Source organism: Actinocorallia libanotica, from assembly GCF_039525175.1.
Lineage (GTDB): Bacteria > Actinomycetota > Actinomycetes > Streptosporangiales > Streptosporangiaceae > Actinocorallia > Actinocorallia libanotica.
Window position 1 is genome coordinate 138573 of record NZ_BAAAHH010000013.1, and the last position, 15193, is coordinate 153765.

12 protein-coding genes are annotated in these 15193 nt (G+C 65.5%); 4 read left to right on the top strand and 8 right to left on the bottom strand.

The window, feature by feature from the left end; genetic code table 11:
• Positions 1–18: 18 nt before the first annotated feature.
• Positions 19–2484 carry an ASCH domain-containing protein gene (locus tag ABD140_RS17800; protein ID WP_344241973.1) on the bottom strand — a complete coding sequence of 822 codons (2466 nt, stop codon included), beginning with the start codon at positions 2482–2484 and terminating at the stop codon, positions 19–21.
• 426 nt (positions 2485–2910) lie between these two features.
• The gene (locus ABD140_RS17805; RefSeq protein ID WP_344241974.1) at positions 2911–4017 is read right to left on the bottom strand and encodes an MrcB family domain-containing protein; all 1107 of its coding nucleotides are present in this window, start codon (positions 4015–4017) and stop codon (positions 2911–2913) included.
• Between the two features lie 637 nt (positions 4018–4654).
• On the opposite strand from ABD140_RS17805, the gene ABD140_RS17810 reads away from it, so the two are divergent.
• Entirely contained in the window at positions 4655–6109 is a 1455-nt protein-coding gene (locus ABD140_RS17810; protein WP_344241975.1) for an ATP-binding protein, read from the top strand.
• A gap of 97 nt (positions 6110–6206) precedes the next feature.
• Here the strand turns inward: ABD140_RS17810 and ABD140_RS17815 are convergent, their stop codons facing one another.
• Positions 6207–6992 (bottom strand): hypothetical protein, encoded by a 786-nt coding sequence (locus ABD140_RS17815; RefSeq protein WP_344241976.1) that lies wholly within the window; start codon positions 6990–6992, stop codon positions 6207–6209.
• Between the two features lie 395 nt (positions 6993–7387).
• Between ABD140_RS17815 and ABD140_RS17820 the strand changes: the two genes are divergently transcribed.
• Positions 7388–8008, top strand: a complete 621-nt coding sequence (locus tag ABD140_RS17820) for a hypothetical protein (RefSeq protein ID WP_344241977.1) — start codon at positions 7388–7390, stop codon at positions 8006–8008.
• On the opposite strand, the gene ABD140_RS17825 is transcribed toward ABD140_RS17820, so the two are convergent.
• From ABD140_RS17825 to ABD140_RS17835, 3 genes are all read right to left on the bottom strand, one after another.
• A complete protein-coding gene (locus ABD140_RS17825; protein WP_344241978.1) occupies positions 7989–8786 on the bottom strand; it encodes a hypothetical protein in 798 nt (265 codons plus the stop codon). The two genes, ABD140_RS17820 and ABD140_RS17825, sit on opposite strands and share 20 nt — an antisense overlap.
• Positions 8787–8910: 124 nt before the next feature.
• A complete protein-coding gene (locus ABD140_RS17830; protein WP_344241979.1) occupies positions 8911–9663 on the bottom strand; it encodes a hypothetical protein in 753 nt (250 codons plus the stop codon).
• The gene (locus ABD140_RS17835; RefSeq protein WP_344241980.1) at positions 9660–10562 is read right to left on the bottom strand and encodes a DNA-processing protein DprA; all 903 of its coding nucleotides are present in this window, start codon (positions 10560–10562) and stop codon (positions 9660–9662) included. Before ABD140_RS17835 ends, ABD140_RS17830 begins: the two co-directional genes overlap by 4 nt.
• A gap of 386 nt (positions 10563–10948) precedes the next feature.
• On the opposite strand from ABD140_RS17835, the gene ABD140_RS17840 reads away from it, so the two are divergent.
• Positions 10949–12457: a serine hydrolase domain-containing protein gene (locus tag ABD140_RS17840; RefSeq protein WP_344241981.1), complete on the top strand. Its 1509-nt coding sequence runs from the start codon at positions 10949–10951 to the stop codon at positions 12455–12457.
• A gap of 149 nt (positions 12458–12606) precedes the next feature.
• The gene (locus tag ABD140_RS17845) at positions 12607–13755 is read left to right on the top strand and encodes an FAD-dependent monooxygenase (protein WP_344241982.1); all 1149 of its coding nucleotides are present in this window, start codon (positions 12607–12609) and stop codon (positions 13753–13755) included.
• A 6-nt stretch (positions 13756–13761) separates the two neighbouring features.
• Here the strand turns inward: ABD140_RS17845 and ABD140_RS17850 are convergent, their stop codons facing one another.
• A complete protein-coding gene (locus tag ABD140_RS17850; RefSeq protein ID WP_344241983.1) occupies positions 13762–14340 on the bottom strand; it encodes an MBL fold metallo-hydrolase in 579 nt (192 codons plus the stop codon).
• A 78-nt stretch (positions 14341–14418) separates the two neighbouring features.
• Positions 14419–15069 carry a hypothetical protein gene (locus ABD140_RS17855; protein ID WP_344241984.1) on the bottom strand — a complete coding sequence of 217 codons (651 nt, stop codon included), beginning with the start codon at positions 15067–15069 and terminating at the stop codon, positions 14419–14421.
• Between the last annotated feature and the right edge of the window lie 124 nt (positions 15070–15193).

Consider the following 15193-nt stretch of genomic DNA (forward strand, 5'->3'; position numbering starts at 1 on the left):
GGATACGAGGAGGGAGCGTTACTCGAGGATCAGGTCGAGTTCTTCGGCCACCTGGTCGAATTCGGCCTGGACAGTGTTCAGGAAGGCTTGGCGAATGCCGTCGGGGATCGGAACGCCGCGATCGTAAATCTCGGTGACGATGATGTGGGCACGACGCATAGTGGAGCCGGAGCCGCTTTCGGCGCTGGCGCGTCGCCAGGCGTCTACCTGGTCGGTAATGAGGAGCTGAGTCAGGGCGAAGAGGCGCTTGGTGAGCATCGTCGAAGCGACGTCAACAATGTACTGGCATTCCTCTTCGTTCGGCTCGGCGCCGCTCCAGCGAGCCGGGTTCTGGAACATGAGGTGGAACTGCTGCTCGAGCTTGGTGAGGAGGCTGGCGGCAGGCTTCAGGTCCCGGTATTCGTCGGTGAAGCCGCCGGCGATGCGGCGGGTCAGCGCCTTGATGGTCGCCCAGTGGCGCTTGGGCGCGTCGGGGTTCGACTCAAGGCCGAGAGTGCCGAGCCACTCACGGTGGAAAGCGAGGGTCGCCTCGCGGACGGCTTCGGCGAGTTGCGTCCGGTCGTAGACCGGACGGGACGGGCCCACCTCCACGGGCGGCGGCTCATAGGTCAGAGCGTCCAGCAGCGCATTGAGCTGCTTCATGGCGTATCGGGCAGGACCGTTCTTCTTCGCCGGATCCAGCGCGGCCGGGTCGAGGTGCTCGTGAATACGACCGACGAAGAAAGTCGAGTCGTCCAGGCGAGACCGCAGCAGCCGCTCCGACGTTCCCAGCTCCTCTCGAATGGAGTTGAGCACGTTCTCCGCCGATTCGCGGACATGCTGGGCCTTGGCGGAGACGCCGACGAGGTTGTCGCCCTTCACCAGGTCGAAATGTGTGAAAAGGAAGGAGAGCTTGCTGCCGTTGCCCGTCGTTGCGATCGTCTTGATCACTGCCACCGGCGCGGCCTGCATCGGCTGTTGGGCGTTGTCGACGAGGAGGATGGCATCGGCCTCCTCCATGCGCGGTCGGATACCGGTGGACACCGTGGCGACCGACCCGGGCGTGTGGCCGAGCCCCTCACCGTCGATGAGGATCAGCTTCGCGGCGTCAGGTGCCCAGGCCGGCTTGAACGGACCGGAGACTCGGATGCCGTCCACGAGGGGTGTGAGCAGAGTGCCGAAGAAAGTGGCCTGATTGCTGGAAAATCTCGTCACCACCTCAAGGAATCGCTTGCGGGACGGGCATTGCCAACTCCAGCTGACAGGCCAACCGGTCCCATCGCGTCGCAACTCTCCATCAGCCAGCTGCGCGAAACGCTTCTCGATCTCGACCATGAAGCGGCCGACCAGGTCACCTGTCACCGGATGCATCCGAATCCGGTCGTCGAGACCGTCCTCGATGTAATCGTCCAGCGGTAGGTCCATATCCGGCGCGTACTCCGCTCGAAGATCGAATGTCACCGTCCTGGTGACGTCGCCGATCCGGTCAAGGGCTTCGCGGACGAGACCATCCGTCCCGGTCGACGTCTCGGAAATGACCTGTTCGTCATCGTCGTCGTCCCAATCGTCGTCTTCGTCGACCTGGAGGACGGGCTTTCCCAACATGTAGCTGAAACGGAACCGCTGACTCACATGGTCGAGCAGCTTGGTGACGAGGGTCGCCTCGTGCTTGTCCTCAAAGCATGCCTTGGCGGTCTCGGCGATGTTGTCCACCAAGGCGGCCTCGATCTCCGCTCGGCTCACGAACGTGATGACGGCCCGATAGTTCGGCTCGTCGGTGAGGATGAGCTCCGATGTCGCAACCGTCGTCTTCGCCGTGGACGTCGAGGGAAATCTCTCGGTCTCCGGATGCGTGCCGAGCAGCTGTCGGATCACGGTGGTCTTGCCCGCCCCCGTCGTTCCGAGGAGCAGGACTCGCCGGTAACCCTCGGTGGGCAACGGAAGCAGTTCCTCGCGTATCTCCAGCGGGGAGCGCTTCGATGCAGCCGGCAGGATTTCTACGATGGGCGCCTCGTCCGTGACAGCCGGTGGTGGTTCCTCGGTCAGATCGACCCTGCCCGCAAAGAGTGCCGCCAACTGGTCGAGCGACAGCTGCCTGAGAACCCTGTCTTTGACGTCCGCAGGCATGTCCCAAAGCCCGTACGTCCCCATCGCGCTGACGGGTTCGTGAAGCTTAACGACGCCTTCCAGCCGCCAATGGTCGTATCCGACCTCGGCCCATTCTCCGCACTCACAGGTACGCCAGTCCGTGCATATCTCGGTGAGCAGGCCGACCGCGACGATCACCTGTCGGTGCTGCGCCCCCTCTATGACACGGGCGAGGGGAAGCCCGGCCAGATCGGCGACGTCGTCGTAGTTCTCCTCGTCCGCGGCAGCCGGAGCGTAGATCGCCACAGGCCCTCGGTAGTCCGTCGCCGACTTCCGGCTCTCGACCGGCTGGTAGCCGTTGGCGATGGCGAATGCCCAGGGCTGGCGCACCGTGAGTGCGGGAATCGACTCAGACAATGCGGGTCCAGACGTGTCACGACGAAACTTACGAACAGCAGCGTACATCGGTTAACCGACATAACACCCAACAGGGTGCGTGTATGTCCATCAAACCGATACCGTTCGCCGCACCAGGCGTCCTGGCATCGACCCCCTGGGATCACGAGACACCCGTTGGCGTGTGGGCACATGAGGTTTCACGCTCTCAAGGTCTGTATCAGGAGACCGAACGACTGCAGGCTGTCGTCTGGGCGTAGGAGATCGAGGCCGAAATGCAACAGCTAGCCGATTACAACACTGCTGAGCGTCGACGAGGTGACGGGACGAACCAGGACCACGTTCATCTGGTCCGAGGCTCCAAGGATCCCGATCAACCAGAGCTTCCTTCCGCTATCGCGGTACGAAGATCTTTCATCAGGGGATGCTCGACGAGCACCAACCGGGTCAGAGTCCGGTCTTGTAGACGTACGAGATGATGCTCAGGTCTTCCTCGCCGATGCTCCATGGGCGAATGCAGTGAAGGGTTCCGCCGGAGGCCGTAGGCGGCGTGGTCGTGCGATCCAGGTCGATGGAATGCACGATCACGAGTGCGTTGGCCGGGTGCAGCTCAAGCTGCTTCTCTACCTCGGCGCGGGTCAGGACGATCTGTTGACCTAGAGAGGTCGTTCCTTTCACTTCCACGTGTAGGTGTTCCACTCCCCGGTCCAGCAGCAGGTCGTAGGACTCTGTGGCCCCCACGTCCTTGACCGCCCATCCCTCCGACTGAAAGTGCTCGGTGGCCAGTCGTACGCCGTGAAGTTCGACGGCCTTGCGCTCCTCCGCGTTCAGCCCTCTACCTTGCCTCTGCGCGTGGACCGGCCGTCGTCGGCCAGCCGCACGGGCGGCGGCCACCTCGACTTCGACGACCTCAGGTGGTGTGTCACCGGGAACGTAGGCCGCATCGTCCTCGGCGCGGTAGACGACGCCCAGAAGGCCTGCCATGAAGCGCAGGTCATCTTCGAGCTCGTGGGGACCAGGGATCTTCTCCCGGGAGTATTCGATCGATAGCACGCTCCCCTTCTCATAGGAGCCACCCACCTTGGACCGGACGATGTCCAATTTAATCTTCTCCAGCAGGTCGGTCCTGCCGGCGATGTGCGGCTCCAGGATCGAGCGTGCCCAGCGAGCTCTGGCCATGAGTTCCCTAGGTTCTCGGGGAGCATATTGTTGTCCGGTCCATCGGGTTGAGCCCTGGATGAGGGTGAGATACACCCGGTCCCCGCCGGCGCTGAAAAGGTAGACCAGATACCACCCTGTCGTGGCGCTGGGAGACCGATCCTCGGAGTAGACCCGGGCCCATGGAACTTCGGACTTGAGTCCGGTGGCGTCCCGTCCCTCCACCTGGAGCTTCTCGTCCGCGATCCCGACCGCAGCCTCCAGTTGGCCGAGGCGCTCGCGGATCCAAGCGGGTATCTCGTTTCGCACGAGAATGCCTCGGCGCTCCATCTTCGGAGTGCTCTTCGCCGTCCAAAACCGCTGCAGATCGAGCGTTTCGAGCAGAAGTCCGTCCACGCCGTGGAGCGTAACGAAAGCCGCAACTGTTCGGTCTCTCCTTAAACAGGAAATTTCAGGCTCAGCATGCCGAGCCTGCCCCAAGCTGCCGGAACTTCCGCCCAGAATCCGCTGGTGCCACGCCCTGAGGCAGATCAGTGTTGCGATCGCCGAGCATGTCCGGTCGGTGCGGCCTTCTCACCTGGTTCACTTGGTCAGTTATCCCCAGCCCCTTCCTCCCGTGCTTCTTCTGAAGGCAACTGCCTGTGGTGGCGGAGGTTTGGGTACTGCTCGCGTGCATGGGCGGCAGCGGACTTGGCCAGCTCGGGCCGGGCCAGACCGACGTCAGGTACGGGATCCTGCCAAGGGCCGCTCCGAGGGGCGTACCTCCCGGGCTCTTTGCGAATCGCGGCCAGGACGTAGGTCCGCAGGTCACGGACACCGTCGCGCTCATCGAGGAGCTCGCGATGTACCTTCGCAACCCACCTGGGATCCAAGGGCCCTCCGGTCTGCTCAGCGAGCAGACCGACAATCTCCAAGAACTCCAGGCGTGATCCTCATCTTGAGCGAGAAGCCTTCGGACAAGTTATAGAGGTACAGTTAGCAGAAACGTATCCCTATAAGTTCGGCGGGCGGGCCAGTGGAGAAGCCTCAGGAGATGTTCGATCGGGATCATGAGTGGGAGGCTCTGGCTAGGTTCATCACTGATGAGCAGCCCGGAGCGACCCTGGGCGTGGTTTCCGGTCGGCGACGACAAGGCAAGACCTTCCTCCTTGATGCGGCCTGCCGAGCCGCTGGAGGCTTCTACTTCGGGGCCACCGAGGCCGCCGACGCCGAGTCGCTGCGTCGGATCAGCGCCGCGCTCACTGAACATTCGCGGCCCCCGAGCCCGTATCACTTCGCCCACTGGGCTGAAGTCATCGACGCCCTCTTCGCCCTCGGCTCCGAGCGGCCGGTCCCCGTTGTCATCGATGAGTTCCCCTACCTCGCGAAAGCCAATCCAGAGCTGCCGTCCATCATCCAGGAGGCCCTGCGTCCGCTGCGCGACCAACGTGTCGCCTCACGTACCCGACTGCTGCTCTGCGGCTCGGCACTGGCCTTCATGGGCAAGCTTCTGTCCGGCAATGCTCCCCTGCGGGGCAGATCCGGCTTGGAGCTGATCGTCCGTCCTCTCGACCATCGCCTCGCTGCCGACTTCTGGGGCATCACCGATCCGCGACTGGCCCTGATGGTCCACTCGATCGTCGGCGGCACACCCGCCTACCGGCGCGAGTTCGCTCGCGGCGACTCCCCGTCCGGGCCCGAGGACTTCGACGACTGGGTCGTCCGCACCGTCCTCAACGCCGAGACTCCGCTCTTTCGTGAGGCCCGCTACCTGCTCGCGGAAGAACCCGACCTGCGTGACACCACCCTCTACCTGTCCGTCCTGGGTGCCGTTGCCGACGGCAATGCCACTCGGGGCGGCATCGCCAGTTACCTGGAGCGCAAGGCCACCGACATCGCGCATCCCATCAACGTCCTCGAAGACGTCGGGTTCCTCCACCGCGACGCGGACGTCTTCCGCGAGAACCGGCCGACCTACCGCATTACCGAACCCCTGATCGGCTTCTACCACGCCATCATGCGGCCCGTCTGGGACCAGTTGGAACGCCCCGGCAACGCCCGTCGCGTCTGGCAGGCCAGCCGTCGCCGCTTCGTCAGCAACGTCCTCGGCCCGCACTTCGAGCAGATCTGCCGGGAATGGGCCCTCTACCACGCCGACCCGGATCTGCTCGGCGGGCTACCCGCCCGGGTCGGTCACGGCACCATCCATGACCCGAAGGCCCGCACCGGCCACGAGGTCGACGTCGCCGTCATCGGTATCGCCGACAACGGCAAACCGCCCCTGCTCGCCATCGGTGAGGCCAAATGGAACGACACCATGGGTGCTGCCCACCTCCAACGCCTCCACCACATTCGCGACCTCATCACTCGGACCGGCCGCTACGACACCACCCACACGAAGCTGCTCTGCTTCAGCGGAGCAGGCTTCAACGACAAGGCCCTCACCGCGGCCGACGCCTCCCCCGACATCCACCTCATCGACCTACCCGTCCTTTACGGCCGCGTATGACCGACCGCAAGCGACTCGCGTCGTTCGTCGGTCCCGAGCAGCAGCGGACGGACGAAAGCCGGTGACCGGGCCCTGGCGCCGCACCCGTCTCTCTCCCCTACTCCGAAGGGGGGTTGTGCGCCAACCACTCCGACAGGCGCTGAGACGTCGACCAATGCTGATTGAAGTAGTCCGAGAAATACCGAGCAGCGTCGGTGTCCTCCATGCTCATTCCTCGTATAGCCTGATTGATACCGCCGGAGAAGGCGAGGAAGACGATCTTCTCGTCGATGATGGCCATGCTGAGAAGGTCGGCGCGGATATCCCACTCGACGACATGGGCTTCGTAGTTCGGGATGCGCCCGGTACGCGAATGATGATCCAAGGCCCACCGCCTCATCTGCGGTGAGTTGACGCAGATGAGGCGCCTGGCAATCCGTGATGGATTTTTTCGCGCCCACGAGAGAACCGTCTCGAAGTACAGTCTGGCTTCTTTCTGCTGGAAATCCGTCGGAGGGGTCTGCCTGAGATACCAGACGTCCAGACGGTTCTCGGCGCTCTTGGCGACGGCCTCGCGCAGCGCCCCGTAGAACTCCGCGTTGTTCTCGTACCGGTGGAACCGGGTGCACTGGTGATCCAGACCCGCGCGGATCGCGGACAGCTCATCGTGCAGCCGAAGGACCTCCTCACGGGTGCCACGCAGCGGAAGGAGGTTGCGCAGCACGGCGTACAGGGCAAGAAAGATCAAAGGGAGCTGCGCCGCTGGCGGCCAGTCCCGGACCGCTCCCAGCACACTCCCGGCGACGACGATGAGGACCGTCACGAGGATGAACCTGTCTTCCACCCTGTCCAAAGACCGGGGGATCCGGCTGGATCGTGACTCCCGCGGCACATTGGTGGGCATCCGCATCTCCCTGCGCAGCTTCGCTTCCCGAACAAGTTCGTTCAAGAAGACGCCGAAGCCACAGTCGGGGTTCCGTATGCGACGGCCGCAATCGGCCAGCGTGCGCAGTTCACCATTATCACCAGACCGATTATTGGGACATCCAGAACGATAAATACGGCAGCATCTACATATTTATGCCGATAACCCTGAACCGTCACAGGTGACGGTCACCGCCACCCTCAACCTCCGTCTCGGCGCCGCTCAGATGGACGTCCCGCTGACGCATCCGTTTCGAGCGCTCCTATCGACCTGGCCTCCTGGGCGAAGAGACTTTTCTGCGGAGCCGAATGCTGCTCCGATCAGGTGCGTCAGGTGGCACGAAGTCGTTCGGCAATCGTTCCTAGGGTCCGGGCATGGTCGTGTACTTCCAGTACGGGAATGGGATCTATCTGCGGTCGGCGCTGGTGGATCTGGCGGAACGCATGGAGAGCGACCGTGCCGCGGGAAAGTACGAGGACCGGGACCCCTGGTACACGTTCTACGGCGTGGGCGACACATCCGAGGCGCGGTTTCGGACGCGTTCGGCGGCAGCGGCGTTGTTCCAGGCGTTGGAGACCTCGATGCAGCGCATACCGTTGCGGATGGAGAGCCCTGGGTTGGTGCCGAGTCCCTGGCATCGCAGCCAGGGGGTCACGCTCTCATCTTCGCTTGATCGGCCGTTGCGCTGGTATGCCGCGGACGGTGTCACGCCTCGGGTCTTCTCTCACCTGCGGTTGGAGCTCCTGGATGAGCGCAGTGGGGAGGCGATGGTCTTTCTTTACGGGTGTGACGCGGACGGGCCTCCGCCCGAACGGCAGGCCGCCTGGTATCAGGTCGTCGCGGATCCGTGGGCTGACTACTCGGTGGAGGTAGGTGAGCTCATCGCGGTGCTGCTCTCCGGCGATGTCGAGGTCGGCCCGACCGAGCCCAAGGATTTCCACCTCCCTTTGCTCGATGACGCGATCGCCGCCGCGCTCACCGGACGGGACGCGTAGCCGGAGGCAGAATGTCAGGCCACTCCACGCGTCCGAGGACGAGGCCGCGGACGCTGGTGGCTCTTCCCTTTTCGATGAGGAATTTGGCGACCGTGTGCATCTGAGCACCGGTGGTGAGCAGGTCGTCGATGAGCAGGATGCGTCTGCTATCGGTGACGTTCGGACGTTCGAGCCTGAGGGCCGCGGCGTGTTCTCGGGCGGCTCGCATCTTGTCGCTCCAGCCCGTTCCCGTTGCGGCGGATCTGGTGGTTTCACGCGTCTTGATCAGCACGGGTCGTTTGGGGCTCGGGATCGGCCAGTTGCCGGTGGTGTCCTCGTCGTAGGCCGCGGCGAGCATGTGCTCGATGTGCCGACGCGGAGCGCGGCCGGGCGCGGTGGGATTGCCCAGGACCAGATTGATGTCAGCGAGGTCGTCGGCACGCTGCTCCATCCAGTCGAGGATGAGCCGACCGAAGACCTTGCCCCAGCTCGCATGGTGAGGCGCGGCTTCGTATTTGAAGTCCTTGATCTTCCCGTTCAGCTCCGGGGCGAGCATGGCGACGGTGTCGACTCGGGTGAAGAACCGGTTTTGGGCCGTCCAGCCGCAGATCTTGTTGCGGCACTTCTCTTCACCGCTGCCCAGCGTCTGACAACAGACCGGGCAGTGATGGGCGGCGACGGGTTTGAGGGTTCGGGCGGCGCAATCTCCGCAGAAGCGGGCCGGGCCGTTGTCTCGGTGGGGGCAGCGTTGGCAGTTGGGGAAGGCTTCTGCCGGAGGGACGGCGGGGCGAGGATTCATAGCCCTGCCAGGACGAGTTGGTGCCGATGCTGTGACATGACATCCACAGTCAGTCATTGTTGCCGACTCCCGTGTTCCTCGCATCGAAGCACGGGAGTTAATGACCGTCCGTCTTCGGCCACATCTAACGCGGGCACGTACTGCCCGTCCAGGGGCAGATCTCGGGATCGAAGTCACGCTGCAGATGAGTACGCAGGAACTCTCGGTTGCCTCGGTAGTCCGGCTTGATCCATCTGGCTGCGGTCATGATGGACACGGCCTTGACTCCGGCGTCCCTCAGTGTGAGGGCTGCGGATTGAGCGTGTCCGCCGGCGACCCAGGTATCGTCCATGAGGAGAACGTGGGCGTCGGACGGTAGCCGTTCGGTACGGAAGTGATCGCGGCGGACGGCCCGCTTATCCCGGACGGTCTCGGCCGCTGCGAGTCGGACCTCCTCCAGGCCCTGCGCTGCGGCCCTGGCCGCTCTGGCGAAAGGATGCTCGCCGGGCCTGCCCGGCAGCGACGGCACGAAAGACCAGTGCGTGATCGGCATCCCGGCCAGGCGTTCGGCACATCCGTTGTGTGAACCCCCGAGCATCATCAGACCGGTGACCACAGCGGTGTGCTCGCCAACGGGCCGCGGCGCCTTATAGCCGCGCATCAGATAACCGGACTGGGTTCCCCCCAAAGCGTAGGTCAGGGAGCACACGCGGTCGGCGATGCCGGGGATCGTGCGATGCGCCGAACACTGATTGCACAGCGACCGGTCATACGGCGTCGCGCAGACCTCACAAGTCACGCCCGCGAGGCGCACCGTGTTACGGAGGTAGCCTCCGGCGTAGGTTGCGAGGGTCTGCTTGAAGCGGGGAGAAACATTCGAGGGCGGCGGCGCATTCACGCCGATTCCAGAAGCCGCGCGACCAGCGACCGCGTCTGGACCACTTCCTCGACGATGGCCATGACCTGCCGGGCGCTGGAAGCCACGTGCACGTTCGGTCGGCCGACCAGTGCTTTGGCCCACTCGTTGCGTTCATGCACCAGCTCGGTGAGGATGACCGGTCGGCCGTGCTCGACGGCCATCCTGGCCTGGGCACGCGCGCCGCTCTTCTCTCCCGCCTCGACTACGAACGTCGCGATGCCGTACCCGGACATGGTCGCGTTCCGCATCAGGAAGGTGTGCCGTTGCGGAGGGGCATCGGGCCAGAACTGCGACAGCAGCAGACCCCGCTGGGCGATCTCGGCATGCAGGGCCTTGTTGGAGGCCGGATACGTCTTGTTGATGCCCGTGCCGATCACCGCTACGGTTCGGCCGCCGGCGTCGAGGGCGGCACGATGAGCCGCCGTGTCGATGCCGAGCGCGAGCCCGGCGGCCACTGTGATCCCCCGATCGACCAGCTCACGTGCCACAGTGGCGGCGATCTTCAGCCCCTGGTCGGAGGCCTTACGCGACCCTACGACCGAGACGGCCGAGTCGCCGGGAACCAGCGATCCGCGAGCGAACAGCACCGGCGGCGCCTGGTGGATGCTGCGCAGGCGTTCGGGATAGCGGGGATCGAGCACCGTCAGAACCGTGTTGCCCTCGGCGGCCCAGCGAGCGAGGTCGGCAGCGGCCTCCGCCAGAGGATCAGCCTCGCCGGGAATGTCCATCAAAGTAGCCGGCTGAAGCTTGTCCCACACGGCACGGGCACTGCCGGACTCCAGGACCTCGGCGGTGATCTCAGGCCAGGTCACGCCCTGGGGACGGGTCTGGAGCAACGCGATCAGCGCGGCCCTCTCCTCGTCAGCAGTGGCGACCATATCGCCAGAATACGGACCTGTCCGCATATGATCCACACCTCTCCCCACAAGCCGAACACTTGTTCGAATCCAGTATGGCAATCGGGCCGACGCTCCGCAGCTTAGGAGAGCTGAAGATCAGCCGCCTGAACATCACGATTCGGTGTTCAGATCGAAACGGACAGTACCCGTCGCTCCCGTCGGGATTCCCCGTGCCCGATCAGCCTCAAGCGCGTCATGGCGCAAGCTTGACCCGAGGTGCGGTGGCCGGCCTGGCGCTCCTCTTGAACGACGCCTGGGCCTCCTACCCTGCCGAAAGTCAGGGATGGGCGTTGTCTTTCGGGACCTGTGGCGGGGATCCGTGATCTCTAGCGTTGTCGACGTCGGCGAGACGAACGGAGCGCGCAGTGAGACGGGGTAAGAACTGGTGGCGGGTCATAGGGGCGGTGGTCGTCGGTTCGGTGGTTCTGGCGGGGCCGGTATCCGCGCAGGAGGAGCTGGACGAGGCGGCCGTTGAAAAAGTCGTGAGCGGCTACGCCGACAAGGCGGGGTATCCGGGCATCGTCGTCGCGATCACCAAGGGCGATCGCGTCCTTCACACAGGCGGGTATGGCCGGGACTCAGCTGGGGAGGCGGTGACCGGGACGACGCTGATGCCCATCGCCTCGGTCAGCAAATCGTTCACCGCGCTGGCCGTGATGCAACTGGCCGAGGCGGACAAGGTGAAACTGGACTCCCCCGTCCGCGATTACCTGCCCGACTTCCGGATCTCCGACTCCCGGGGAGCACGCGTCACCGTCCGGGAGCTTCTGAACCAAACGTCCGGCATCACCGACCGCACCCTTCCGGAGAAGAGCCTTCCTCAACCGGACTCCCTGGCGGGCACCGTCTCCCGGGCCCGTGCTGCGACGCTGGCCGTCGAGCCCGGCACCCAGCACTTCTACACGAACACCAACTACCACCTCGCCGCCCGCCTTGTAGAAGTCGTCTCGGGCGAGCCTTTCGCGGACTATCTGCAGCGCCATGTGTTCGAGCCCGCCGGAATGCAGGCCACCACGACCATCGACCAGACCCCGCGCGACCTTCCGAGTGGTCTCCGCAAAGGCCACGTCTACGCCTACGGTGCGTCCATCGCCGCCACGGAGCCGAAGCGGTTCGTCGGCGGCTCCGATGGCGTCCTCACCACGGCCTCCGACCTCGCCCAATGGCTGATCGTGCAGAACGGTTCGGGGGTGGCAGCGAACGGTACCCGTCTTCTCTCGGACGCCGGCGTCAAGGCCATGCACACCTCGTCGGACCGGCGGTGGACGTACGGGATGGGCTGGGACACCGATCAGAAGGGTCGCGTCCATCACAGCGGCATCTGGTTCACCTACTCCGCCCAAGCCCTCCTCCTTCCCGACGGTCACGGCATCGCGGTCGTCGGCAACAGCGGCGTAGGCCTCGCCAACGAAGGCATCGGACAGCTGGCGGAGGAACTGGCCGTCCTCGTGGAAGGTGGCGAGCCGTCGTCCGGAGCCCCGGTGCGGCTCATCGTCGATCTGGTCCTGGGCGCTCTCACCCTGCTGAGCGTGTTCCTCGGCATCCGCAACCTGCGGCGCTCGCGGGCTTGGGCAGTCCGGTTCCGCGACGCGCCGGCCTGGCGGCTCGCCCCGCGGCTGCTGCCCCGGCTCGTCCCCCTGGCCCTGTTGGTCTCCCTTCCGAACCTGATCGGCCTGCTCTTCGGAGGCGGGCGTGACGTCACGTTCGTCCAGCTCTGCTACTACTCGATAGCGCTGATCGCCTGGACGTCGGTCGCGGCCGTGCTGAACGTCGGCGTGCTCGCCACCCGCGTGACCCTGCTGGTACGGCTCCGCCGTTCGGCCGCAGATGTCCCGGAACCGAGCGCCCCGGCCCAGGAGGCCCTCACGGGATAGGGCCGGAGCCGCCGGAAACCGGAAGGAAGCACGCTCCCATCTGCGGAAATCCGCGTCCGCAGAACCCGATGACAGGTGTTCTGCGGGCAGGCTTACGGTGAAAAGAGCGCCGTGAAGGCGACTCTCTCTTTCAGCAAGGTGGGCTATCTGTGGGGACGAAGCATGCCGTCGTAGTCGGTGGCGGAATCGGTGGGCTGACCGCCGCGGCCGCTCTGCGGGTCCAAGGCTGGAACGTGACGGTGTGCGAGCGGGCGGAGAGCCTCGATCCGGTCGGATCAGGGCTGAGTCTGGGACCCAACGCGTTGCGGGCGCTCGACATGATCGGGGCGGGGCAGGCCGCGCGGGAGCTGGCGGTCATCGACGGGGTCAGCGGGATCCGGCGGGCCAACGGACAGTGGCTGGTGCGGGCCGACATGACGCCGATGCGCAAGAAGTACGGGGATCTGGCCGTCATCGCGTTGCGGGCCGAGCTCGTGGATCTGCTCCTCTCAAGGGTGCCTGAGGGAAGCGTCAGGACGTCGACGGAAGTCTCCTCCGTGGATCCGGTGAGCGGAGTGGTCACGACTTCCGCGGGAGTGCTGGAAGCCGATCTCGTGGTGGCGGCCGACGGGGTGCGGTCGAGTATTCGGGAGGCGCTGTTCCCCGGGCATCCGGGTGCGCGCTATTCGGGGTCGACGACGTGGCGGTTCGTCGTGCCGGAGCCGGGAAGGCGTTTCCGGACGACCGAGAGTTGGGGGCGTGGCGGCGTTTTCGGGGTCATGCCGTTGAGCGGGAAGCGGATCTACTGCTACGCGAGTGCGGTGGTGCCGGCCGGGCAGACCTTCGGGGACGAGCGGGCCGAGTTGCTGCGGCGCTTCAGCGGGTGGCACGAGCCGATTCCGGAGCTGATCGCCGCGGCCGATCCGGCGAAGATCCTGCACAACGACGTCTACTGGATCGAGGAGCCGCTGCCCGCCTACCACGTCGGCCGGGTGGCGTTCCTCGGGGACGCCGCGCACGCGATGTCCCCCAATCTGGGGCAGGGCGCGTGTCAGGCGATCGAGGACGCGGTCGTGCTCGCGTCTCTGGCCGACCGGCCGGACGGGCTCGCCCGCTATACGGCCGCCCGCCTTCCCAGGACCCGTATGGTCGTCCAGAACTCGCATCGGGCTTCCAAGCTGGTGGGGCTTCGGTCGCCGTTGGCGACGGCCCTGCGTGACGCGGTCATGTGGGGGGTCGGCCGGCTCGGCTCCGCGGCCGTCATCCGGCAGACGGCGCCGATCTTCGACTGGAGCCCGCCGAAGCTCGTGGACGGCTGAACGGCCTCACAGCGGTGTGGAGAAGCCCGGCCGGAACGGGGCGCCGTGACCCGGCACGATCGACGTCGCGAGCTCCAGCACCCGTTCCCGCTGCTTGCGCAGTTCCTCCCGGTCTGCCGAGTAAGGGTCCTCGGCGGGGCCCTCGGCCGCCCACCACAGGTGCGTCAGCGCCGCCGCTCCTTCGGACGTGCCGACGAGGGTCGTGATGTCGTGCGGGGTGTGGCCGGGCGTGGCGAGCAGCCGCACGCTCGGCGTGATCTGGACGCCGTCGGCGGGACGGCCCGTGAAGACATCACCCTCGATGACGGACTGGAAGTCGTGCACGGGGACCTGCGGGAACAGCGCGATGTTCACGGTGTGGTCGAGGTGGTGGTGGCTGACGATGACGTCGGTGACGTCCTCCGGCATGACGCCCAGGTCGCGCAGCGGCCGGAGGATGAGTTCGCGGTCCGCGACCATTCCCGGATCCACGATGATGATCCGTCCCTCGTCGCGGACCAGGCTCACCGTCCCGGCGACGTGCGGAATGCGTACATAGCCCTCCACGAGGACGTCGAGGCGGGCGGTGTGAGCGAGATCCGTCATGCGCTGCCCCTTACCCCGCCGCCGAGCCCGCCACGCTGACGGCCCCGGACCTCGGGGCCGTCAGGCCGTCAGGGCGCGTCAGCCGGAGAGCGGGCAGCCGCCGGTGAGCTTGCCGAGGAAGGAGTTCGGGTCGTAGTAGTGCTCGACCTCCAGGAGGCGCAGGTCGTCGGTGACCTTGGCGACGCTGAGGCCGAACATCTCGATGACCTCGCCGTTGGGGGCGAAGCCCTTGTACTCGCCTTCGAAGGTGCCCCAGTGGCGCCACTTGAAGGCGACGACGGGCGGCGGGGAGAGGACTTCGAGCATCTCCCAGAAGAACCCCATCGGGAAGGTCTTGAGGAAGACCTTGTGGGACGACTCGAAGCTCTCGGTGGACGCCGGGTAGAAGGGGCCGTCGCCGATGAGGATGTTGTAGCTGCCGCGTTCGGCGATGTCGGCCGACGACGCCCAGGGGCCGCCGTTGACGTTCGTGCGGAAGTGGTCCGACACCACGGAGACCCAGGTGGCGGGGTCCTTCTTGTGCGAGACCTCCATTTCGAAGACCTGGACGATGCTCTCCACGACCGCTTCCAGCGAGCCCGGCTCCAGTCGCCTCGACCGCTGCTTCGGCATGATCTCGTGCGAGTAGTGGTAGTCGGGTGTGCCTTCGCGCCAGTCCTCGGGTGCGGCGGCGGCGAGGACCGCCTCCCTGCCCTGCAGCCACAGCGGAGTCTCGGGAGTCGTCGTCATGTCGGGCGGTCCTTCCCCTTGCAGAGAATTGCTCTCGGGCGATGGGCAGAAATGAGATTCGCATGATCTTTCCGTGCGCTCCGACCCGACCGCCAGAAGCCGCCCACTTCCGGCCAAGTCCCCC